A 19513-nucleotide genomic window follows, 5' to 3' on the forward strand; every position below is an offset into this window, starting at 1 on the left:
ACTCACTCGCGTTTAATTAGTGCTGTCTTCCTCAATGGTATCTCTACTTCTTTAGTCTTAACTACAGGCGTAGTCCAGCCACCATAAAGGACCCATGGTATTGTTGCAAGACCAGCTATAAGGTTGCTTAAACTCATCGCAATCCACACACCCATGGAGCCCAAGCCTGCATGGAATGCGAAAAGATATCCAAGAGCTATTCTGAGGAGCCATAAGCGTATGATGTCTAATACCGTCGGGTAGAGTGTGTGCCCAGAGCCTCTGCCAACACCCATGCCTACGAAGAATATAGCAAAGAATGTTAGTGTCGGCAGGAAAATAGAGACGAATCTATCAGCTTCAGCGACCACTATAGGATTGCTTGTAAACAAAGTGATAAACGAGTCCTCTAGTACTAGGGCGAGCAGGGAGCCAGCGGTAGTTGAAAGCCCGACGTAGAGGATTGATCTTGAAGCTACCCTCCTAGCTCTCTCCTTTAAGCCGGCGCCTAGAGCCTGACCGACCATCACTGAAATGCTGCCGATGAAACCCCATAGTGTTGCATCAGCTAGATCCATTAAGATGAATCCTATTGCTGCCGCTGCTGCTACATATGCACCGAACTGGTTGATCAAGTTGTTTTGAAGCATGAATGCAAAACTATTGGAAGCCATCATGAGTGATACCGGTGCACCTATCTTCACGCTGCTTACAACCCACTCTCTATCCAAGTGGAGGGTTAGCCTGGATTTAAGGTACGGGTACTTCTTAGACAACCTGTAGACTAGTAGTACCACGCCTACAAGCCTCGAGAGCACTGTAGCTACAGCTGCCCCAGCAGCCCCCATCGCCGGCAGGATACCGTAGCCTAGAATGAATAAGGGATCTAGGATCACGTTTGCTGTTGCAGCCGCTAGATTTATCAATGCTGGGGTTCTAGTATCACCTATAGACTGAAGTATCGTCGAATACGTTAACGTGACAGCTGAAAGCACCATATCGAACGCTATGATTCCAGAGTAATCGAGGACATCACTGTACAGCTCTGGAGGTGTAGCCACAATATAGCGGAATATAAGCGGCCTTAAAACATAGTACGCTGATGCTAGAATAGTGTTGACGAGAAGCGTTGACGAGATAAAATACGAGATATACTTTTTAACTTCACTATAATTACGGGCACCAATCAGCTGCGTTATTAATGCTAGGTTAGCTGCCATCAAGCCTTGAGCTACTGATGTCACCAGCATGAATGTAGGCATAACCTGCCTTGGGACAGCGTAGGCTATATCACTATACCAGCTGAGCCAGTACGCGTCAACAATATTGTAGGATACGTTGACTAATTGAACCAGCATTAAAGGCAGCCCAAGCCATAGAAGGGTTCTCCCAATTGGACCGTACAGTATTCTCTCCCTGTTCTCCTCGATGCTCTTCATCATTTGGTCTTCAACCTCTCTCAGCTACCCTGGATTCCACGTGTTAGGTGAGCTTACCCCGTCTTCGAATCCACTGTGCAGAGCACTTATAAACTTCAATTAGCTTTATTCCGCTACCTGCACTTCCGTGCTGACACTCTACGATACAATCCTACTAGCTTATTCATGCTGTTTATTACTGCAGCATTCAGCTTCTCCACGTAGATGCTTCTGCCGGCATCTCTGTCAATTAGCACTGCTGTGAAGCCTGAGGATAAGGCTCCTCCTACATCCTCTATAATGTTATCCCCCACGTGTATTATGTTATCCGGCTTGAAGCCCGAGGCTTTTGCGAACTCGAGGAAGATGGCTCTATCGGGTTTAGCGTACCCGACTACATCTGAGAACACTGTTATCTTAAAGTACTCTGAGAGCCCTACCTCCTCTAGTAGTAGCATTGTATACTTGCTAGGCCAGAAGAGAACATTTCCTATTAAACCCATGTATACGTTTTCTTCTCTCAGCTTCTCGAGTACACCCGGTACATCTGGGAATACTACCCTCCTAGTCTTGATGTCCTTGAAGGCCTCCTCTATAATTGAATTTAGCATCTCAGTGGTAGTTGAGAGGCTAGTAGCCATTAAATCCCTAGACTTTGATAGTAGCTCCATTGGATTCAAGCTGGGATTTAGCCTCCTAAGCCTGCGGGCATTCGTGTACGAGTTGAACACGGCTTCCTGGGCTTTCTCTAAGCTAACCTGGAGCTTCCTCGAGGCTACCTCGGAAATAGATGTGAGAACCATGTTTAAATCCACTAGCGTACCCCATACATCGAAGCTTACTGCAATGCAACTACTCAACCTGTATTCACCTGTCTCTATGGGGTCCTTCAAACCTGTCTACTTCCTCAATAACGTGGTTGATTACATCAAGAAGTATTTTTAAGCCTGTTTCAACAGCCTGCGGGGAACCTGGTAGCACTACGATTACTCTTCCATCGTGGAGGATGTAGAGTCCGGTTCTCGTGATTATCGCGCGGGCTCCAATACTCTCGAAAGATGCTCTCCTGAAGGCTTCACCAAAGCCTGGTAGCTCTCTCCACGCTATTGATTCAACGACATCTACTGTTATATCCCTGGGACTTGGTCCCGTGCCACCAATAAGCACTAGGACTCTACCTTTAACCTCACGTATAGCCTTAAGGATCTCCCTGTAGCTATTCCCTACAACAGTTTTACCGGTGACTCTATAGCCTCTCCCCGATAAGTATTCAACTGCTTTCTCACCGCTGGTATCTACAGCCTCCCCTCTGGCTACTCTATCGCTAACAACTACAACATGGAAGTCAAGTATCATAAACTAGCCACCACCCTATACTTAATTACCGCGTGTTTTTAACTCGTGTTACAGGTCCCACAGCCATGGCTGGTGGGCGGTGTGATCGTTATTGAAGAGCAAAACGGGGTTTTAATACTGCGGAAGGCATCCCTTAGCGATATATGTGAAGCCGTGTACGCTGTAACCATGACTATACCTCCAGGTAGAGTATCAACATACTCTAGTATTGCTAGAGTGCTCGGCGTAAGCCCGCGGATTGTAGCCTACTGCCTCTCCAAGAATAAGGAGTTAATTAAGATACCGTGTCATAGAGTCGTGTACAGCAACAGGGGTTTAGGAGGCTTCTCGAACGGGGGGCCGCTACTCAAGAAGCGATTACTAGAGCTAGAGGGTGTCAGAGTTAAAGATAACCGGGTTGAAAAGGAGTTCATAGTGGATGTGGGAGGGATGATATTAGAGTAATAGGATTGAAGTGTATTCTTTAAGACTTTGATGATAACAGTGTTATTAGAGGTGGTTAACGTGAAGACGTTTTGCGAGGTGCTCAATAGGAAGATAGCTCCAGCAGTAAAATTCTACCTAGCTTGGAAGCTTGTAAGAGATTACGGTTTAACTCAAGTGAAGGCTGCAAGAATACTGGGGTTAAAGCAGTCTGCAGTAAACTACGCTGCTACCGGTAGAAGGAAGCCTAGGTACTACGATGAGATCCTAGGGGTTCCAGGTGTCAGAGAGATCCTTGATAGGCTGGTCGAAGGATTCATAGAGAAAGGGGAATTCGAGTTATGCACGCTGTGCTACCAGCTACTCTCAACTGGACTCTACACTAGGATCCTCGAAGCTGTTGGAGAGCCAGCTGGCAGCGTGAAGATTCCCCGTCAGACAGCAGGGGGATAATAGCCCTTGTACTTTAAGGTGGCTTCAAGACCTTCTAGTTTTAATCCCTAGGGCTTCTAGGTAACCCTTGGTGGATGTGCTTATGAAGAGCTCGCGGGGAAATAACATTCCAGTGGTAGTGGTGCTCCTAGCAGCCTACATGCTAGTCTACTTCCATAGGACGATGACAGGAGTGATGAAGCCTGAAATAGACTACTATTCAAGCTACTACGGGGTGGAGCCAAGCATGCTTCTAGCAGTAATGGCTTCAGCCTACTTCTACGGTTATGCTGCCAGCCAGGCTTTCACAGGCCCTCTACTAGACTACTACGGGGTTAGACGGGTTGGAAGCTTAATGCTAGCACTACTCGGCCTAGCTACACTAGTAATGAGCCTGCCAAACCCTCTCACTCTTGTAGCTGGCCGTATACTCATAGGGGTTTCAGCTGCTGTAGCCTTCCTATCATACATGAGGACTTCAGCTCTTGGATTTGATATCAGCATGCAGGGGAGGCTGGCATCCTATGCTCTCTTTGCTGGAAGCCTGAGCACTATTCTAGCATCATATCCTCTAAGACTACTATTAAATGCTGCAGGGGTAGCACCCGCGCTAATAATACTTGCGCTGCTAGCATTCATTCTAGCGGTAATGGTTTACGCTACATCAAGAGATGAAGGTAGAGGTAGAGATACTGGAAGCTCCCGCAACCCTCTCTCAACTCTAAGACTAGTCGCTGGAGACAGGCATATATGGGGGGCAGGCTTCGCAGGCATAGCCACTTATGGAGTCGGATTAGCCTATCAATCAGCATGGGGTCAGATACACCTGGAGAAGGCTTTCGCTATGGATAAGAACACTATCAGCATCTACATCATGGTGATAGCTGTAGTGTTCACAGTTAGCTGTATTCCAGCAGGATACCTCAGCGATAAGCTCAAGCGGAGGAAACCCTTCCTGATAGCCTCGGCTTCAGCCTCCGCAGCCTCATGGCTTCTCATGTACCTGTCAACTATACTACACTCAACCCAGCTACTCCTAGCATCCCTAGTCACGCTTGGTGTCTCACTAGGACTACACATTGTTGCTCCAACCATGGCTAAAGAACCCTACGACCCGGGGATTTCAGGTACCGCAGTCTCATTCTTCAATATAATACTCTTCACAGGCATAGCAGTAATACAGAACACATTCACTATAATAGACCCAGTATGGTCTATCATAGCCAGCCTCCTAATAGCTCTAGCAGGGATCATCTCTACTATAGTATTAACAAAGGAAACATATAAAGCGGCAGGCACGTAAAATGACAACACTGGTCTTCGAGGAAGCCGTGAATTATATTTCGAGTGTAAGCACGATTAAACCAGAGGACAGAGTCTTAAAGTGAAGAAAGCTAAGAGTTTATCAGGGTTTACTCCAAGTGGGGTTTAATGTAAGGGGGATTAAAGTGCTGGTGCCACTACTGTTAATCCTCGCTGGATTTGTTCTAGTGCTTACAGGTGTCACGCTGCTAATCCTCGGTATGCTTAGAGGAGAAAAAGAGGAAGTGAAGGGAGGAGTAGTTCTAGTAATCGGCCCTCTACCAGTAGTCTTCGGGAGCGACGAGAAAACCAGTAGTATACTAATGATTCTAGCTATAGTGCTAACACTCCTCGCTGTAATACTATTCCTGCTCCCGTGGTGGCGGCTATGAGGGAGATCTCAAGGCTGGCATTCTTCCTCATTATTACAGGGATAATCTTTGTAGCTATTGGAAGCTTGGCTATTGCTCTCGAGGCTGCATTCAGTAGTGGCTCGTCAACAGTATCCACTGGAGGCTGCATAATAGTATTCTTCATACCTATATGCTTTGGCTCGGGTACTTATGGGAACATCCTTCTTCTAGCCTCAATAGTACTCAGCATTATTCTCACTCTTATACTACTAGTATTAAGCGTGATACACGCTAAGACACCTAGAGAACCGCCAGCCATGCTCTCTAGATGAAAGGCTCTACCAGGACTACTAAACAGTCTCGCTATGGTTTCATATTAAAGCTCTAAATTATAGCGGGTTCATGATAGCAGTAATATACGCTGTATTGAGGCTTGAAGCGCATAAAACCTGTCTGAGGCTCCCCGCCTCCTTCAAGTATTGTGAAGCATAGGGTAAGGTAGCCTGCTATTAGAGTATAGAGAAAATTATAGTTGATTTTCAAGGTAGATCAATAGTATTGATCTACTTTCACTGCTTTCTTAGTAGGTGTATTGGTTCTCCTAGTATGTATTCAGCGAGGTCTCTAAGCGACTCTGATACTGTTAGATGCGGGTATGCTGTTATTGCAGCCTCAGTGAAGCTTAGCTTACCGAGGTATAGTGGCATGTACGCTGATATCACCTCGGAGGCATTAGGGGCTACTATTTGTATCCCGAGAACCCTCTCCCTTTTCTCGTCTAGCAGTACTTTTATAAAGGACTGCTTTCCTCCCTTAATCTTCACTGCTGAGAGATAGTATGCTGGAATCCTCACTTTCACGTACTTTACTCCCTTCTCAGTGAGAGCTTTCTCCGTGTAGCCTATGGTTGATACTTCAAGTCCTGTGAATATTGTTAATGGTATACTAGAGTAGTCTACGGGGAAACCAGTCTCACCATTCATCCATCTCGCTGCTGAGATGCTTTCAAGTATAGCTTTATGGGCTAGCAGAGGTTCCCCGACAACGTCTCCTGTAGCATAGATGCCTGGAACACTAGTCTCAAACCTGTTATTTACTTTCACGAACCCTTTCCCGTATAGCTCAATGCCGTTTTCCACGAGCCCCACTCCACTCGTCCTCGGGGTTCTACCGGCTGCAACAACTATCTTCTCTGCTCTAACCTCCATGCCGCTGGATAGTTTAACAGTATACTCTCCATTAGACCTGCTGACGGATACTACTGTTTCCCCCTCCAGTACTTTTACTCCTTTTGATGTAAGATGCAACTTTAATGCTTGAGCTACATCTCTATCTAGGTCTGATAGTATCTGTCTCCTTGTAACCAACACTACATTAACCTTTAATGCTGAGAAAGCGTTAGCTATTTCCACGCCTACTACTCCACCACCAATTATCAGCATGCTTTCAGGCTTCTCGTCAAGGTAGAATACATCCCTGTTACTCAGGATTCCTCTGCCATCGAACTCTACGCCTGGTAGCATAGAGGGGTTAGTGCCTAAGGCTAGAAGTATTCTCTCCGCTTCTAGAAGCTTTCTCCCGCCCGCGTTTTCAACGAGTACCTCGCGGGGACTTTTTAGCACGGCTTTTCCTTCAATTAACTCCACATTATGTGATTCAAAGAGTCCTTTAATCCCCTCCCTACTCTCCTTGACGACTCCTCTAGCCCATTCTACGAGACTCTCCCATTTAACAGAGGCTTCACCACCGATTTTCTCAAGGCTTCGAATGGCCTCGGCTATATTGTAGAATGCTTTGCTCGGCACGCAGCCATAATTAGTGCATTCTCCTCCGATTAAGTGTTCTTCGACTACAGCTACCTTTAAGCCCCTGCTAGCCAGGTATACTGCAGCAGGGTATCCCCCGGTGCCTGAACCCACTACTACTGCATTGTACCTCACTGGATCTCCCCTCGAATTCTCTTAACATGGATCCTCCATGTCGGAGTTGCGTATTTAGGGTGATTAGCCCTGGTTACATCTACTCTCCCTACACTAGTATTCCTCGGCCACTTTTTAAGCTCATCTGGATTACTGTACGCAATTCTACTTATCTCCTTCAGTCTCTCAGCATACCTCTCAACATTCTCGGGGGTTTCAGACTCTGTGAACTCCACCATTAGAGCCTCCTTAACTATCAGAGGGAAGTATATAGTTGGAGCGTAGAAGCCGGCATCTAGTAGTCCTTTCGCTACATCTTCAGCTGTAACCCCTGTCTCCTCCATCATTGGTTGAGCACTTAGAACAACCTCATGCTTCCTAAATCTACCTTTACCATAAGGTATACTATAGCCTCTAACACCCTCCACTAGCTTCATAAAGTAGTTGGTTACTAGGACAGCGTGCTCTGCAACTCTTCTTAATCCCTGAGGCCCCATGCTTAGAATATACACGTACCCCCATACCAGTGGTGTTATATTAGCTAGAAACGCCTTCAGCAATCCCGCGCTATGCTCACCGGGAGCTTTCACTCTGTAGAGGCCTGCCTCCTCATCGTAGATGACTCTGTAGCCGGGGGCTAAATCCGATAACCTTATATTCCTCTTCTCGTCGACTACTCTATCCTTAATGCATATTGGTCCAGCGCCAGGACCTCCCCCGCCATGGGGGGCAGCGAAGGTTTTATGTATGTTTAAGTGAGCTATGTCGAAGCCCATGTCGCCGGGTCTAGCGTAGCCTATTATCCCATTGAGGTTTGCTCCATCATAGTATAGTAGGGCGTCATGCTCGTGTAGCAGTCTTGCTATGTCGAGGATGTGTTCTTCGAACAAGCCTAGAGTGCTTGGATTCGTTATCATTAATCCAGCAGTTGAATCCCCTACCACGGATTTCAATGCCTCCATGTCTATGTTGCCGTCCTCAGCTGAGGGTACTTCTACAACCTTGAAGCCAGCCATTGCTGCACTAGCTGGATTGGTTCCATGAGCACTGTCAGGTATAATTATCTCGGTTTTCCTGTCTACCTGTCCTTTCACCTCATGGTACCTTCTAATCACTAGGACTCCAGCAAGCTCTCCGTGAGCACCTGCAGCTGGATGAAGAATACATGTATCCATCCCGGTGATGCTTGCAAGCCACTTCTGAAGCTCGTACAGGATCTCCAGGATACCCTGTACTGTCCTCTCATCCTGCAGGGGGTGGAGGTTCACTATCCTCTGATCGCTAGCTACCTCTAACGCGATCTTAGGGTTATACTTCATAGTGCAGGATCCAAGGGGGACTGGGCCGTTGTCAACCCCGTATGCCATATGGGTTAGATTAGTGAAGTGTCTTGCTACTTCTATCTCGCTTAGCTCTGGAAGGCTGGGCTCACTACTCCTCCTCATCTCTGATGGCACGTTGATCCCGTCTACCAGTCTCCGCACCTCCTCTTCGGGTTCAGGTATAAGTATCCCTACTCTGCCTTTCCCGCCTATCTCGAAGATTAAGGGTTCCTTGAAGCCTGCCTGCCTATACACGTCTACCAGCCTCCTCTAGTATCTCCTTCAGAGAGTTGATTAGTCGATCTATAGCTTTAGCGGTGTGAAGCTCTGTGAACGCGTAGAGGGCTGTTTCACCCAGCTCCGGATAGTATCCTCCTATGTAGAGCCCTCCATGGATCCCGCGTTTAAGTAGCTCTTCGTGCACGAACCTGTAGCTGACGCCAGTATTGTTGAAGGAGATAGGGAACTCGTTGAAGAAGTCGGCTTTGAATACTCTCGTTAAGCCGATCTCCCTCATTCTCTGCGACGCGTAGTGTGCTCTCATATACATCAGCTCAGCGAGGCGTTTAAGCCCGCTCCAGCCGACTAGTGAGAGGTAGACGGCGACTGCTACAGCCATTAAGGCTTCATTAGTGCATATATTCGATGTAGCCTTCTCCCTCCTGATATGCTGCTCTCTCGCCTGCCATATCATTGCGAAGGCTCTCTCACCACCATCTACTGTTGTCGTTAAACCTATAATTCTACCCGGCATCTGCCTGATCAAGCTAGCATCGTACCTGACGGCAAAGATACCTAGATACGGTCCACCATAGTTTAATCCAAGCCCGAAGGGTTGTCCATCGCCTACTGCTATATCAGCACCCAGCTCTCCAGGCGGCTTGAGCAGGCCTAGAGCCATAGGGTACACGCCTGTAATGAAGATGGCATTCTTCTCGTGGGCTAGCTCTCCAATAGCCTTGACATTGGGTTCTATAATCCCGAAGAAGTTAGGGTACTGGATGTAGACGGCGGCTGTATCACTATCAACCAAGGATTTAACAGCTTCAATACTGGTTGCACCGGTCTCTGCATCGTAGGGTATAGTATCTACTCTAACACTATGGGGTTTAACATAGGTTTCAACAACCTTTCTGTGGAGGGGGTTCATAGCAGCTGGAAGCAGGATCTTCCTCCTCCCCTTTCTAACTCTGAGCGACATGAGGACTGCTTCAGCTGCAGCTGAAGCCCAATCATACATAGACGCGTTGACTACGTCCATATCCAGCAGCTCGGCTATTAAGCTCTGATACTCGAAGAGCGCTTGCATGAGACCCTGAGATATCTCGGCTTGGTAAGGCGTGTAGGCTGTAAGGAACTCTCCTCTCGATATAATATACTTTACGAGCGGGGGTATGTAGTGAGGGTAGACGCCGCCACCCATGAATGGCGGTGGATTAAACACCTTGTTTCGTGCTAGCTTCTCATCAACAATTCCTTTAACCTCTATCTCTGAGAGAGGCCTTCCTGCTCCAATCTCAAGCTTACTCCAGGCTTCCTCGTCGAGAAGGATCTCTCTAGGTATATCATTAAAGAGCTCGCTGACATCTCTAACCCCGATTACCTCTAGCATTCTTCTAACAGACTCACTTGTTAAGCTTGGAATCCAGGGATGGCTTAACGTATCCACCACCACGTCAACATGATATAATGTCCTGTAAATATTTATGCTATGTATCGATATATAGGTAGTGGTGTAGTGCATGCCTAGGATACCATTACTCGAATACTATACCGGGATAGGAGCTGAGACAGGCTTCTTCGGTGACTGGGAGGTCCCTTACAGGTTTACCAACGCGCTTGAAGAACACGTTAACGTGAGAAGCAACGCTGGATTCTTCGATGTATCCCATATGGGCCGGATATCACTAAAAGGACCTGACGCGCTACCTCTAGCACAGTACGTTTACACCAGGGATATCAGTAAGACGAGAGAGTACTTTATGAGCGGGCCAACCCTAGCTTTAAACCAGTGGGCTAGAGTTAAAGATGATGAAATGCTATACAAGATAAGCGATGAAGAGTGGCTGGTAGTTGTAAATGCTCTAGCTAGAGAAGCAATGCTAGGGCACCTTGAGGCTGTAAGAAGAGAGAAGAACTTTAAGGTTGAAATCTCCGACTTAACCTTCACGTACTCCATGATAGCTCTTCAAGGCCCTCGTGCAGCAGAAATCCTAGAGGATCTAGGTGCTAAGTGGGCTGGGGACTTAAAACCCCTCGAGTTCCGGTTGAATGAGGAGATCCATGGTGTTAGAGTATTCCTTGTCAGTAGAAGCGGGTGGACGGGTGAAGATGGATTCGAGATATGGGGGGATCACGGAGAGATCAGGAGGCTGGTAGATACTTTAATCTCGAGAGGTGTAAAGCCCGCCGGGTTGATCGCTAGAGATACACTACGCATTGAAATGGGGTTTGTTCTCGGAGGACACGAGTATGGGGAGGACCCCGTCAGATACCCTTGTGCTGTAAGCCTTAGGTATGGAATGGGAGCTATTACATGGGGGAAGAAGGGGTTCATCGGCGAGGAAGCATTAAGAGCTTGCAGGCGTGAAGGCGTGAGATGGGTGAGAGTCGGCTTGAAGATGGGGAAGGAGGCTGGTAGACTCTTCCCTCGCCAGGGAGCCAGTGTCCACGTAGAGGACTTATGGATTGGATGGGTGACTAGTGGCGCGTACTCGCCTATCCTGAATAGAGGTATTGCAATGGCTTACCTTGACACCCGGTACGCGTTGCTCGGCGAGGAGGTTGAAGTAGATATTAGAGGAAAGAAGTATCCTGCTAGAATAGTGGACTTCCCCTTCATCCAGAAGCAAAGGTAGTTATAGGGGGTAGACAAGTAGATACAGTGGTGTAGGATATGGCATACGAGTCCGGCGAGTCGCTTGGCCTCGAGGCTCTAATGGAGATGTACCCTGACCTTAAGGAGGTACTAGATCTCACAATAAATCACACTATATGGCGTAAGCGCCAAACAGTAAACTTGATTGCAAGCGAGAACGTGATGTCGCCTCTAGCTATGCTCGTATACTTAAATGACATGATGCACAGGTATGCTGAAGGCAAGCCATTCAAGAGATTCTACCAGGGACTCACTTACGTTGATGAATTAGAAGTCAAAGCCCAAGAGTTAATGGGCAAGCTCCTCGACACTAAGTACGTTGATTTAAGGCCTATAAGCGGTACTACGGCTAATGCATCAGCTTTCAGAGCATTCACGAAGCCAGGGGATAAAGCTGTAGTAGCACCTGTACAGGCAGGTGCTCACGTCAGCCATACGAGGTACGGGACTCTAGGAGCACTAGGCATAGAGCAAATCGACATGCCATTCGACATAGAGGAGTGGAATATCGATGTAGATAAAGCGAGGAAGCTCATAGAGGAGGTTAAACCTAAAATCGTAACACTTGGAGGCTCCCTCTACCTCTTCCCGCATCCAACTAAGGAGATAGCTGAAGCTGCTCACAGCGTGGGCGCTAAAGTAGTACACGACGTCGCCCACGTTCTAGGCTTGATCACAGGGAGAGTGTGGGAGAACCCGTTAAAGCTTGGTGCCGATATAATTACTTCATCAACACATAAAACATTCCCAGGGCCACAGGGAGGTATTATAGCGACAGCTAGTGAAGAAGACTACAAGGAGATCGGGAAAGTAGTATTCCCAATGTTCGTTTCAAACCACCATCTCCACAGGCTTGCTGCAACATCTGTAACAGCAATCGAGATGAAGCTGTGGGGAGCTGAGTACGCTAAGCAGGTTGTTAGAAACGCTAAAGCTCTAGCAGAAGCCCTAGCAGCTGAAGGATTAAAAGTAGTAATGGAGTCGAAAGGCTATACTTCAAGCCACCAGGTTGTTGTAGATGTAGCTGATCTAGGAAGGGGAACAAAGGCAGCCAAGAAACTTGAAGAAGCGTACATAATAGTCAACAAGAATATGCTGCCATGGGATAAACCCGAGGACGTCAAGGATCCAAGCGGCTTAAGGCTTGGAACACAGGAGCTAACCAGGTGGGGTATGAGGGAGAGCGAAATGAAGGAGATAGCAGGCTTCATTAGAATGGTTCTCATAGACAAGAAGGATCCAGTTGAAGTTAGAGAGAAGGTTATAGAATTCAGGAGAAACTATATTGAAGTTCACTACGGCTTCAAGCTAACTAGAGAAGATGAAGTTAAATTATTGAAGATAATGCTCCACGCAGAAAAATAGTTTTTATCTAGCTTCCGCATACACGATGTAGCCTGGCAGGTGGATACTATGAGCGAGATCACAGTAGAGGTTAAAGGGAGAAAGTACATTATTAAAACTGATAGAAGATACACTGAGAGCGATGAATGGGCCCTCCTCGAGGGCGGCCGCGTGAAGATCGGTATAACAGACTACGCTCAGAAGGAACTCAAGGATATAGTATCAGTCGAGCTACCTGAGGTAGGGAGGACTGTAGAGAAAGGAGGAGAACTAGGCATTGTAGACTCAATTAAATCTTCATCATCATACTACGCGCCTGTAAGCGGAAGAATTGTAGAGGTTAATGAGAAACTGCTAACTGCTCCAGAGCTCATTAATAAAGACCCTTATGGTGAAGGCTGGATAGCTGTAATAGAACCCTCTAATCCAGGCGAGTACACGCAGCTACTCGACGCTGAAAAATACGCTGAGTCAATTAAGAGGAGAATTCAGCAGCATTAATGTAAATACTTTTACTCTAGAAGGTAGTCTTGGTGTCAGGCTTGCTTGAAGACTTAGTGGAGAGAATGAATGCTAGAACCCTGGCAGGCATGATTGACCACACACTACTCAAGCCGGATGCTGATTTAAGGATGCTTGAAAAATACATTGAGGATACTAGGAAATACGGGTTTAAGCTACTCATGATACCGCTTTCACTTGTAGATAGGGTTCGAGAGCTTGCCGGGAGAACAATTGAAGTTGGAGTAGTAGTAGGCTTCCCACTAGGTAACACGTCCACCAGGGTGAAAGTCGCTGAGGCCGTGGAAGCAGCTGAGTTAGGCGCTAGTGAAGTAGACATGGTGATGAACATAAACTTGTTCAAGTCCAGGGACTACAGGTATGTTGAAAAAGATATCGTGGAAGTCGTGAAAGCCGCTAAATCAAGTGGCGTGAAAGTAGTCAAAGTAATCATTGAAACCGGGCTACTGAGCGATGAGGAGAAGAAGAAGGCAACTGATATTATTGTTTCATCAGGAGCAGACTTCGTTAAAACGTCAACGGGATTCCTAGGTACAGGTGCAACAGTACACGACGTCACCCTGCTATACAAGGCATCAAGCGGTAGGATAGGCGTGAAGGCTGCAGGAGGTATAAGACGCGGGCTCGACGCGCTAGCATTAATAGCGGCCGGGGCATCTAGGATCGGGTCGAGCTCAGGCGATAAGATAGTAGAGGACTTTATAGCGATTAAAGAGGGGAGAACATGAGTTGTGAGGGATTATACTTAGTTGAGCCTGCCGGCAGAAAGTTTAGAATGATGCTCCATGTAACCAAGGTGTACGCAGTGGAGAAATCACCCTACCAGGAGGTAATGCTCGTAGAGCTCGAGGGCTTCGGTAGAGCACTCGTCATAGATAACTTTGTGCAGAGCACAGAGCTGGATGAATACTTATACCACGAGCTGCTCGTCCATCCCCCCATGATAGTGCATCCTGCTCCATCCAGGATACTAATCATTGGAGGAGGTGAAGGCGCAACCCTCAGAGAAGTATTAAAGCATGCAACCGTGAAGGAAGCTGTAATGGTGGATATAGACTCCGTAGTTGTAGAGTTCTCGAAAAAATACCTCGAGTACATGCATCAAGGAAGCTTCAACGACCCAAGAGCTAGAGTAGTCATAATGGATGGAGCCAGGTATGTAAGAGAGGCCCCAAGCGGATACTTCGATGTAGTATTAATGGATCTAACAGACCCCTACGCTGGCGATGCAGCTAAACCCCTCTATAGTGAGGACTTCTACAGGGAGGTTAAGAGGGTGCTTAGAGAAAACGGGGTGATAGCAACACAAGCTGGAAGCAGCTACTTCTACCCGAGGGAGTACGACTATGTTCTCGAAAACGTGAAAAAAGTATTCAAGTACATAGTTGAATACGATACATGGATACCCAGCTTCGGATTAAACGTTAACTTCATAGTAGCATCTGATGCATTTAACCCAGGCTTAATTACCCCAGAGGAGTTTGATGCAAGACTAGCAGCTAGAAACGTAAAAGTAAAGTACATTAATGGAAGAAGGTATAAGGGGCTTATAGATAAGGGTATTACAAGGCCTGCATCAAGTATTTACTTCGAGTAAGTTTTTAATTCACTACCCTGTAAGTATAAGTAGTGTGATGCAACGTGAGGTACTACTATCCTCAGAGATATGGGCCTGAATGGGGTAGTGGCGGGATATTCGGGTTAACATACCATAAAGGAGTCCTCTACTATACAGTATCCATGGAAGCTGAAGCATTCTTCTCTCGTGGAGATGATACTGAAGAAGTATATAGATTCCAGTATCTAGGGCCAGGGCCGTCCTCCGGTGGCGACACATATAATGCCGTTGACTTCGTGGATGACGAGATATTCTTTGGTGGATGGGTTCACAATCCCGCAGTATTCAAAGGTAAAGTTAACGGCTCCGGTGAAATAGACTTCAGGAACAAGTATAGTCACGTCCACGTATACAATATTTCAGAGCACAGTATTCGATTACTGTGGAGTGAAAGCATTCACGATGAATACAAGTGGGCAGGCGAGATCTCCCAGATCATATATGACCCAATAGGTGATAGACTCCTGTTAGGAAGAGCTGATGGCCACGTGAATCTAGGTATATACTCTCTTCCACGTAGAGGAGGAAAGCCTACTGTAATTAGCGATACACCCGGGTTGAAAGGCTCGCTGTTCCTCGACTATGCGTGCTTTGACATGCAGCCTGACTGGAGGCGCGGTATAGATGGAGTTCAATGCGTAGACTTAGTTAACGGCAGGCTCTTAAAGCACACTATTGAATCCTGGAGCAGGATATCTGTTGATGGAGGCCCGGTTGAACTACGGGGAAGCGGCTATGCTGTAAGCGCGTATACAAGATACTTCCACTTCATCCGGGGTGGAGTGCTTGTAGGCAACCCTGTTGAACCCTGGATCGAGGAACCCAGATTCGTAAGACTCTTCGACTTTGGTAGAAACCCATATGCACCTCATAGAAGCAACGCTATTATACTTGGAGGCGGTATACTAGCCCCCTTTAACGCCTACACTCACGGCCTCCTCCACGGCTTTGGTCTAAGCCTCGAGGAGCCCGGCAGCCAGTCAGTCTCGCTGGCAAGATACTATAATACTATTGTAGGCCCCTCGGTACTAGTGTATATAACTCCACCTGAAGCCAGGATAGTTGCAGCTCTAGGGGCAAGAGTCACCAGTATGACAGTGAAGGGGGATGAAGTTATTCTAGGCTACTCCTCAGCTCCTAATCTAGGAGGCCGGGACGCCATGCCTGTGGACGCTGGTGTCAAAGGATTAATGTTTATCAGGAAGGATGCACTGCTTACTGGTAGCCCGCCTCCCTTAGTATTCAAGGTCTACGGATGGATGATCAATAATAGCTATTTCGGGGGGATACCGTTAACAGGCTACAGGGAGCCTCGTCTAGTAGCCTACCTGAGTAAACCTAATAAGCTGGTAGTCTACCACTATGATCTAAGCCTTCCACCAGAGCTTCTAGAACAGGATACCATAGCTCTCAGTAAAGGCAAGAACACTATTGACCTCAAAGGATACTGGAGCATTGTCTCCTTCAAGCTTGAGGAGAGCGACCCAGAGGCAAGGATACACTTAATTCTTAACTAGTTTTCTCACCTTCAATAAACCGCCTTCAAGCACATCTTCTACAACTACTTCCTCACCGGGCATTACATGCTCCTCGGAGACAGCCCTCCAATACTCTCCTTCAACCATCACATAGCCTACCGAACCAGGCTTTAATTCATCAAGTGCTCTCCCCTTCTTCCCCTTTGGGAGGAATTCAATTGGCCTCCTACGCTTCACTGCAACCACCTTGTAGATTACAACACCGAATACACCACCAAGTATTGTTGAAACCGTGATCAAATATACTCTTAGGGTAGTAATATACTCCTCAGCAGGTATAATGCCTACTGGCACATACATCGGCAGCAGCATGAATCCAAGAGCTAAGAGTATTATCCCGCTTACACCTACCACGCCGAAACCAGGTATCACGAACATCTCTACTGCAAGTAATATCGACCCTAGGAGAATAAGGAATACCGATACTATGTTGGCATTTAAGCCTGTACCTATTAAGCCGAGTAAGAGTAACCCGATTGTCAATGGGAGGATGGATAGTTTACCTGCAACTAAAGCAAATATTGATGCAAGCATTCCTATGGTGACAAGAATGTTTGCAAGATAGCTGTTGGAGAGAAGCGATATGAATCTAGATCTAATACTACAGCTAAACGTTTTCATTGATGATACATTCAAAACGTACTCGGTGCCGCCGAGCTTTACATGCATGCCTCTTAAGGCTTCCAGCAGGTCGCTAAAGCTGTCGACTTCTAAGTCTGCTACACCCAGCTCGACAGCCTTCGAGGAGTTCAGTGTTAAAGCGTACCTTACAAAGTCTTCTATTACACTCTGATTCCTGTTGCCTCTAGTAGCATAGGTCTTCGCCTTCTCTATTATCGGGTTAAGTATCTTCGATTCATTAACGAACTGTATGCTCCCTGTTAGTGGATCCACTATAACAGGCTGCATGCTTCCTATGGTTGACCCTTTCTGTAAGACTATGATATCCGCTGGCAGAATTATCAGCGTGCCAGCGCTTAAAGCCTTGCTCTCCACGTATGCTACAACAGGTATCTTCGAGTGCATTACTGCATCACCTATATCAAAGCCTGCGTCAAGAAGCCCTCCATAAGAGTTCACACGGTATACTAGCAGAGAGCCGGATGCTTCAGCTGTCTTCAATGCTTCCTTGAAGCACTCAGCAACTCCGCTGTCAATAGTGTCGAATGGCGGAGTTATATCGAGTAGTATAGCTTTATCTACAACTACAGTACTGGAGGACTCGCTTCCAGACGCTAATGATAGTGTAGCAGTAATCACTGCGAGCTGTAGTATCAATAGAAGAAAAAACAGTAGCTTCCTCCAGTACACTCTTTAACCGCCCCTTTTTCATTTGCTCTTCTCTTCTCCTCCAGCCCCTTTCTCCATCTCCCTTAAAGCCTTATATACGCCTATCATGGATCCCGTGGGTGAAGCGCCAGTCTCTGTTACAACTACGAGGGCCTTCTCCCTGGCAACCTCGATTAGAGTCTGAAGCTCCCTGAGTCTTAATGCAACCGGGTGCTCCTCGTATATCTTTGCTGCTTCACCTAGGATCTGAGATGCCTGTCTCTCTCCCTCTGCCTCTATGATCCTGGCTCTCCTCCACCTCTCAGCTTCCGCCTGCTTAGCCATAGCTCTCATTAATCCCTCAGGCAACTCTACGGACTTGATTGTCACAGATGACACCTTGATCCCCCAGGGCATTGTTAGCTCATCGAGAATCCCTGTTATCTTCTTGTTGAGTTCTTCCCTCTTCTCAAGGAGGTCGTCTAGCTCTGACTGCCCTAGAACATCTCTCAGCACGGTCTGCCCGAGCAGGCTTACCGAGTAGTGGTAGTTGGCTACTTTGGTTACAGCTGCTATTGGATCAATTACTCTGTAGTATATTACAGCGTCAACCTTAACGCTCACGTTATCCTTGGTTATGACCTCCTGGCTGGGTACATCAACTGTAACTATTCTTAAATCAATCTTAGACACCTGGTCTATGAATGGTATTACGAAGATTAGCCCCGGCCCTTTAGCACCTACAAGCCTCCCTAGCCTGAAGACCACGACTCTCTCATACTCTCTTATGATTTTAATAGAAGCTGAGAGCAGTGGAATAACTATAAAGAGCAGGAATACCACAAGAAGTATTAGCGTGATTAATTCCATCATGTACACCAAGCTAATATATTCTGAATTCACAGCTTAAAAAACTACCTAAAACCATCCGTTAAACTCGGTGGTAGTAATGGCGCTAGACGTGCTTACTGGTTTAACCTATGTGAGTATCAGTGTGGTTTTATGGTCTCTTACACCCCTACTCATATCGATGGATAGTGATAGCTATAGTAGCTTCACAGCTAACGGGCTGAGAGCACTTTTAGCCGGCTTACTACTCCTCCCTCTATCACTCGGGGAACTACTCGCTAATCCCGTTAAGTACCTGGCTGCTGGCACTGTAATCGGGTTAACAGGTATAGTGGTAGGTGACTCTCTCTACCTACTAGCAATTAGGAGGTTGAGGCCATCTCTGGCTGTTGTAATCTGCTACTCTTATGTTGCTACAACACTTGTTTTTAAGCAGATTCTACTACCAGGCTCTAGAAGTCTACTTGCATGGATCCCAGTTCTAATAGCTGTAGCAGGCGTTTATACCGCGATGTATGGTAGAGGAATGCTTCTAACAGTTAATAGGAGTGGATTAATTGCGGCGCTACTAGCTAATCTCTTCTGGGCTATCTGGAGTATTCTCGCATGGATCTACGTGGGCAGGCTTAACCTGGATGTGCTAGCACTAGCTTCATCTAGGCTCCTAGTATCTGGTGTCCTCCTGCTAGCCTACTCTATTAGAAGATACGGGTTAACAGAAGTACTAGTTAAAGCACCTATGAAGCTTAAGTACACTATGCTTACAGGTTTAACAGGATACCTAGTGGGAGGCACACTCTACTTTGAGTCACTAAAGTACATTGATGTATCACAGGCTACGATAGCTACAGCAGCTGTACCAGTCTTAAGCCAAGCTTTCTCCCTTAAAACTGGAGGTAGAAAGGTTAGTAGAAACGAGCTAGCTGGAGGAGTACTCGTGGCTCTCTCAATAGCTCTCTCAGTATTATACAAGTAACCCAGCAGCTTTTAG

At 46.8% G+C, this 19513-nt stretch carries 20 protein-coding genes; 12 read left to right on the forward strand and 8 right to left on the reverse strand.

The features are described 5' to 3' along the window. Positions 1–2: 2 nt before the first annotated feature. From OWQ48_05150 to OWQ48_05160, 3 genes are all read right to left on the reverse strand, one after another. Positions 3–1418, reverse strand: coding sequence for an MATE family efflux transporter (locus OWQ48_05150; protein ID MCY0868596.1), 1416 nt, complete (start codon positions 1416–1418; stop codon positions 3–5). A gap of 113 nt (positions 1419–1531) precedes the next feature. Next, positions 1532–2257, reverse strand: a complete 726-nt coding sequence (locus tag OWQ48_05155) for an HAD family hydrolase (GenBank protein MCY0868597.1) — start codon at positions 2255–2257, stop codon at positions 1532–1534. Between the two features lie 7 nt (positions 2258–2264). Continuing rightward, positions 2265–2753, reverse strand: a complete 489-nt coding sequence (locus OWQ48_05160) for a MogA/MoaB family molybdenum cofactor biosynthesis protein (protein MCY0868598.1) — start codon at positions 2751–2753, stop codon at positions 2265–2267. Between the two features lie 81 nt (positions 2754–2834). On the opposite strand from OWQ48_05160, the gene OWQ48_05165 reads away from it, so the two are divergent. The 5 genes from OWQ48_05165 to OWQ48_05185 all read left to right on the forward strand — a co-directional run bounded on the left by OWQ48_05165 (position 2835) and on the right by OWQ48_05185 (position 5595). After that, positions 2835–3197, forward strand: coding sequence for an MGMT family protein (locus OWQ48_05165; protein ID MCY0868599.1), 363 nt, complete (start codon positions 2835–2837; stop codon positions 3195–3197). A 30-nt stretch (positions 3198–3227) separates the two neighbouring features. Beyond that, complete coding sequence (locus OWQ48_05170) at positions 3228–3629, forward strand: transcriptional regulator (GenBank protein MCY0868600.1); 402 nt, start codon at positions 3228–3230, stop codon at positions 3627–3629. Between the two features lie 82 nt (positions 3630–3711). Next, the gene (locus OWQ48_05175) at positions 3712–4911 is read left to right on the forward strand and encodes an MFS transporter (GenBank protein ID MCY0868601.1); all 1200 of its coding nucleotides are present in this window, start codon (positions 3712–3714) and stop codon (positions 4909–4911) included. A gap of 145 nt (positions 4912–5056) precedes the next feature. Then, a complete protein-coding gene (locus tag OWQ48_05180; protein ID MCY0868602.1) occupies positions 5057–5302 on the forward strand; it encodes a DUF131 domain-containing protein in 246 nt (81 codons plus the stop codon). Continuing rightward, a complete protein-coding gene (locus tag OWQ48_05185; protein MCY0868603.1) occupies positions 5299–5595 on the forward strand; it encodes a hypothetical protein in 297 nt (98 codons plus the stop codon). Before OWQ48_05180 ends, OWQ48_05185 begins: the two co-directional genes overlap by 4 nt. A 237-nt stretch (positions 5596–5832) precedes the next feature. On the opposite strand, the gene OWQ48_05190 is transcribed toward OWQ48_05185, so the two are convergent. Genes OWQ48_05190 through gcvPA form a run of 3 tightly spaced genes read right to left on the reverse strand, consistent with a single transcriptional unit; the run spans position 5833 to position 10176 of the window. Continuing rightward, on the reverse strand, positions 5833–7203 hold the full coding sequence (locus tag OWQ48_05190; protein ID MCY0868604.1) for an NAD(P)/FAD-dependent oxidoreductase: 1371 nt from the start codon (positions 7201–7203) through the stop codon (positions 5833–5835). Then, positions 7200–8759, reverse strand: coding sequence for an aminomethyl-transferring glycine dehydrogenase subunit GcvPB (gcvPB, locus tag OWQ48_05195; protein ID MCY0868605.1), 1560 nt, complete (start codon positions 8757–8759; stop codon positions 7200–7202). Before gcvPB ends, OWQ48_05190 begins: the two co-directional genes overlap by 4 nt. Further along, entirely contained in the window at positions 8752–10176 is a 1425-nt protein-coding gene (gene gcvPA, locus OWQ48_05200) for an aminomethyl-transferring glycine dehydrogenase subunit GcvPA (GenBank protein ID MCY0868606.1), read from the reverse strand. The genes gcvPB and gcvPA overlap by 8 nt, the downstream gene beginning before the upstream one ends. 70 nt (positions 10177–10246) lie before the next feature. On the opposite strand from gcvPA, the gene gcvT reads away from it, so the two are divergent. The 6 genes from gcvT to OWQ48_05230 all read left to right on the forward strand — a co-directional run bounded on the left by gcvT (position 10247) and on the right by OWQ48_05230 (position 16383). Then, a complete protein-coding gene (gene gcvT, locus OWQ48_05205) occupies positions 10247–11362 on the forward strand; it encodes a glycine cleavage system aminomethyltransferase GcvT (GenBank protein MCY0868607.1) in 1116 nt (371 codons plus the stop codon). Between the two features lie 80 nt (positions 11363–11442). Next, a complete protein-coding gene (locus OWQ48_05210; protein ID MCY0868608.1) occupies positions 11443–12747 on the forward strand; it encodes a serine hydroxymethyltransferase in 1305 nt (434 codons plus the stop codon). Positions 12748–12795: 48 nt separating this feature from the next. Then, on the forward strand, positions 12796–13227 hold the full coding sequence (gcvH, locus tag OWQ48_05215) for a glycine cleavage system protein GcvH (GenBank protein ID MCY0868609.1): 432 nt from the start codon (positions 12796–12798) through the stop codon (positions 13225–13227). A 65-nt stretch (positions 13228–13292) separates the two neighbouring features. Further along, positions 13293–13976 (forward strand): deoxyribose-phosphate aldolase, encoded by a 684-nt coding sequence (gene deoC / locus OWQ48_05220; GenBank protein MCY0868610.1) that lies wholly within the window; start codon positions 13293–13295, stop codon positions 13974–13976. Continuing rightward, a complete protein-coding gene (locus OWQ48_05225) occupies positions 13973–14845 on the forward strand; it encodes a methyltransferase domain-containing protein (protein MCY0868611.1) in 873 nt (290 codons plus the stop codon). Before deoC ends, OWQ48_05225 begins: the two co-directional genes overlap by 4 nt. 44 nt (positions 14846–14889) lie before the next feature. Beyond that, a complete protein-coding gene (locus OWQ48_05230; GenBank protein ID MCY0868612.1) occupies positions 14890–16383 on the forward strand; it encodes a DUF2139 domain-containing protein in 1494 nt (497 codons plus the stop codon). Here the strand turns inward: OWQ48_05230 and OWQ48_05235 are convergent. After that, a complete protein-coding gene (locus OWQ48_05235; protein MCY0868613.1) occupies positions 16369–17715 on the reverse strand; it encodes a serine protease in 1347 nt (448 codons plus the stop codon). The two genes, OWQ48_05230 and OWQ48_05235, sit on opposite strands and share 15 nt — an antisense overlap. An 18-nt stretch (positions 17716–17733) precedes the next feature. Then, positions 17734–18543: a slipin family protein gene (locus OWQ48_05240; protein ID MCY0868614.1), complete on the reverse strand. Its 810-nt coding sequence runs from the start codon at positions 18541–18543 to the stop codon at positions 17734–17736. Positions 18544–18622: 79 nt separating this feature from the next. On the opposite strand from OWQ48_05240, the gene OWQ48_05245 reads away from it, so the two are divergent. Beyond that, a complete protein-coding gene (locus tag OWQ48_05245) occupies positions 18623–19498 on the forward strand; it encodes a DMT family transporter (protein ID MCY0868615.1) in 876 nt (291 codons plus the stop codon). The last annotated feature ends 15 nt before the right edge of the window (positions 19499–19513 follow it).

This window comes from Desulfurococcus sp., assembly GCA_026626905.1.
GTDB lineage: Archaea > Thermoproteota > Thermoprotei_A > Sulfolobales > Desulfurococcaceae > Desulfurococcus.

What these genes read in the sequence shown, in the direction of transcription:
- OWQ48_05150 (MCY0868596.1), bottom strand. Translation starts at nt 1,418, where the DNA reads ATGAAGAGCATCGAGGAGAACAGGGAGAGAATACTGTACGGTCCAATT.
- OWQ48_05160 (MCY0868598.1), bottom strand. Translation starts at nt 2,753, where the DNA reads ATGATACTTGACTTCCATGTTGTAGTTGTTAGCGATAGAGTAGCCAGA.
- OWQ48_05170 (MCY0868600.1), top strand. Translation starts at nt 3,228, where the DNA reads ATGATAACAGTGTTATTAGAGGTGGTTAACGTGAAGACGTTTTGCGAG.
- OWQ48_05175 (MCY0868601.1), top strand. Translation starts at nt 3,712, where the DNA reads ATGAAGAGCTCGCGGGGAAATAACATTCCAGTGGTAGTGGTGCTCCTA.
- OWQ48_05185 (MCY0868603.1), top strand. Translation starts at nt 5,299, where the DNA reads ATGAGGGAGATCTCAAGGCTGGCATTCTTCCTCATTATTACAGGGATA.
- gcvT (MCY0868607.1), top strand. Translation starts at nt 10,247, where the DNA reads ATGCCTAGGATACCATTACTCGAATACTATACCGGGATAGGAGCTGAG.
- OWQ48_05210 (MCY0868608.1), top strand. Translation starts at nt 11,443, where the DNA reads ATGGAGATGTACCCTGACCTTAAGGAGGTACTAGATCTCACAATAAAT.
- gcvH (MCY0868609.1), top strand. Translation starts at nt 12,796, where the DNA reads ATGAGCGAGATCACAGTAGAGGTTAAAGGGAGAAAGTACATTATTAAA.
- deoC (MCY0868610.1), top strand. Translation starts at nt 13,293, where the DNA reads ATGAATGCTAGAACCCTGGCAGGCATGATTGACCACACACTACTCAAG.
- OWQ48_05225 (MCY0868611.1), top strand. Translation starts at nt 13,973, where the DNA reads ATGAGTTGTGAGGGATTATACTTAGTTGAGCCTGCCGGCAGAAAGTTT.
- OWQ48_05240 (MCY0868614.1), bottom strand. Translation starts at nt 18,543, where the DNA reads ATGGAATTAATCACGCTAATACTTCTTGTGGTATTCCTGCTCTTTATA.
- OWQ48_05245 (MCY0868615.1), top strand. Translation starts at nt 18,623, where the DNA reads ATGGCGCTAGACGTGCTTACTGGTTTAACCTATGTGAGTATCAGTGTG.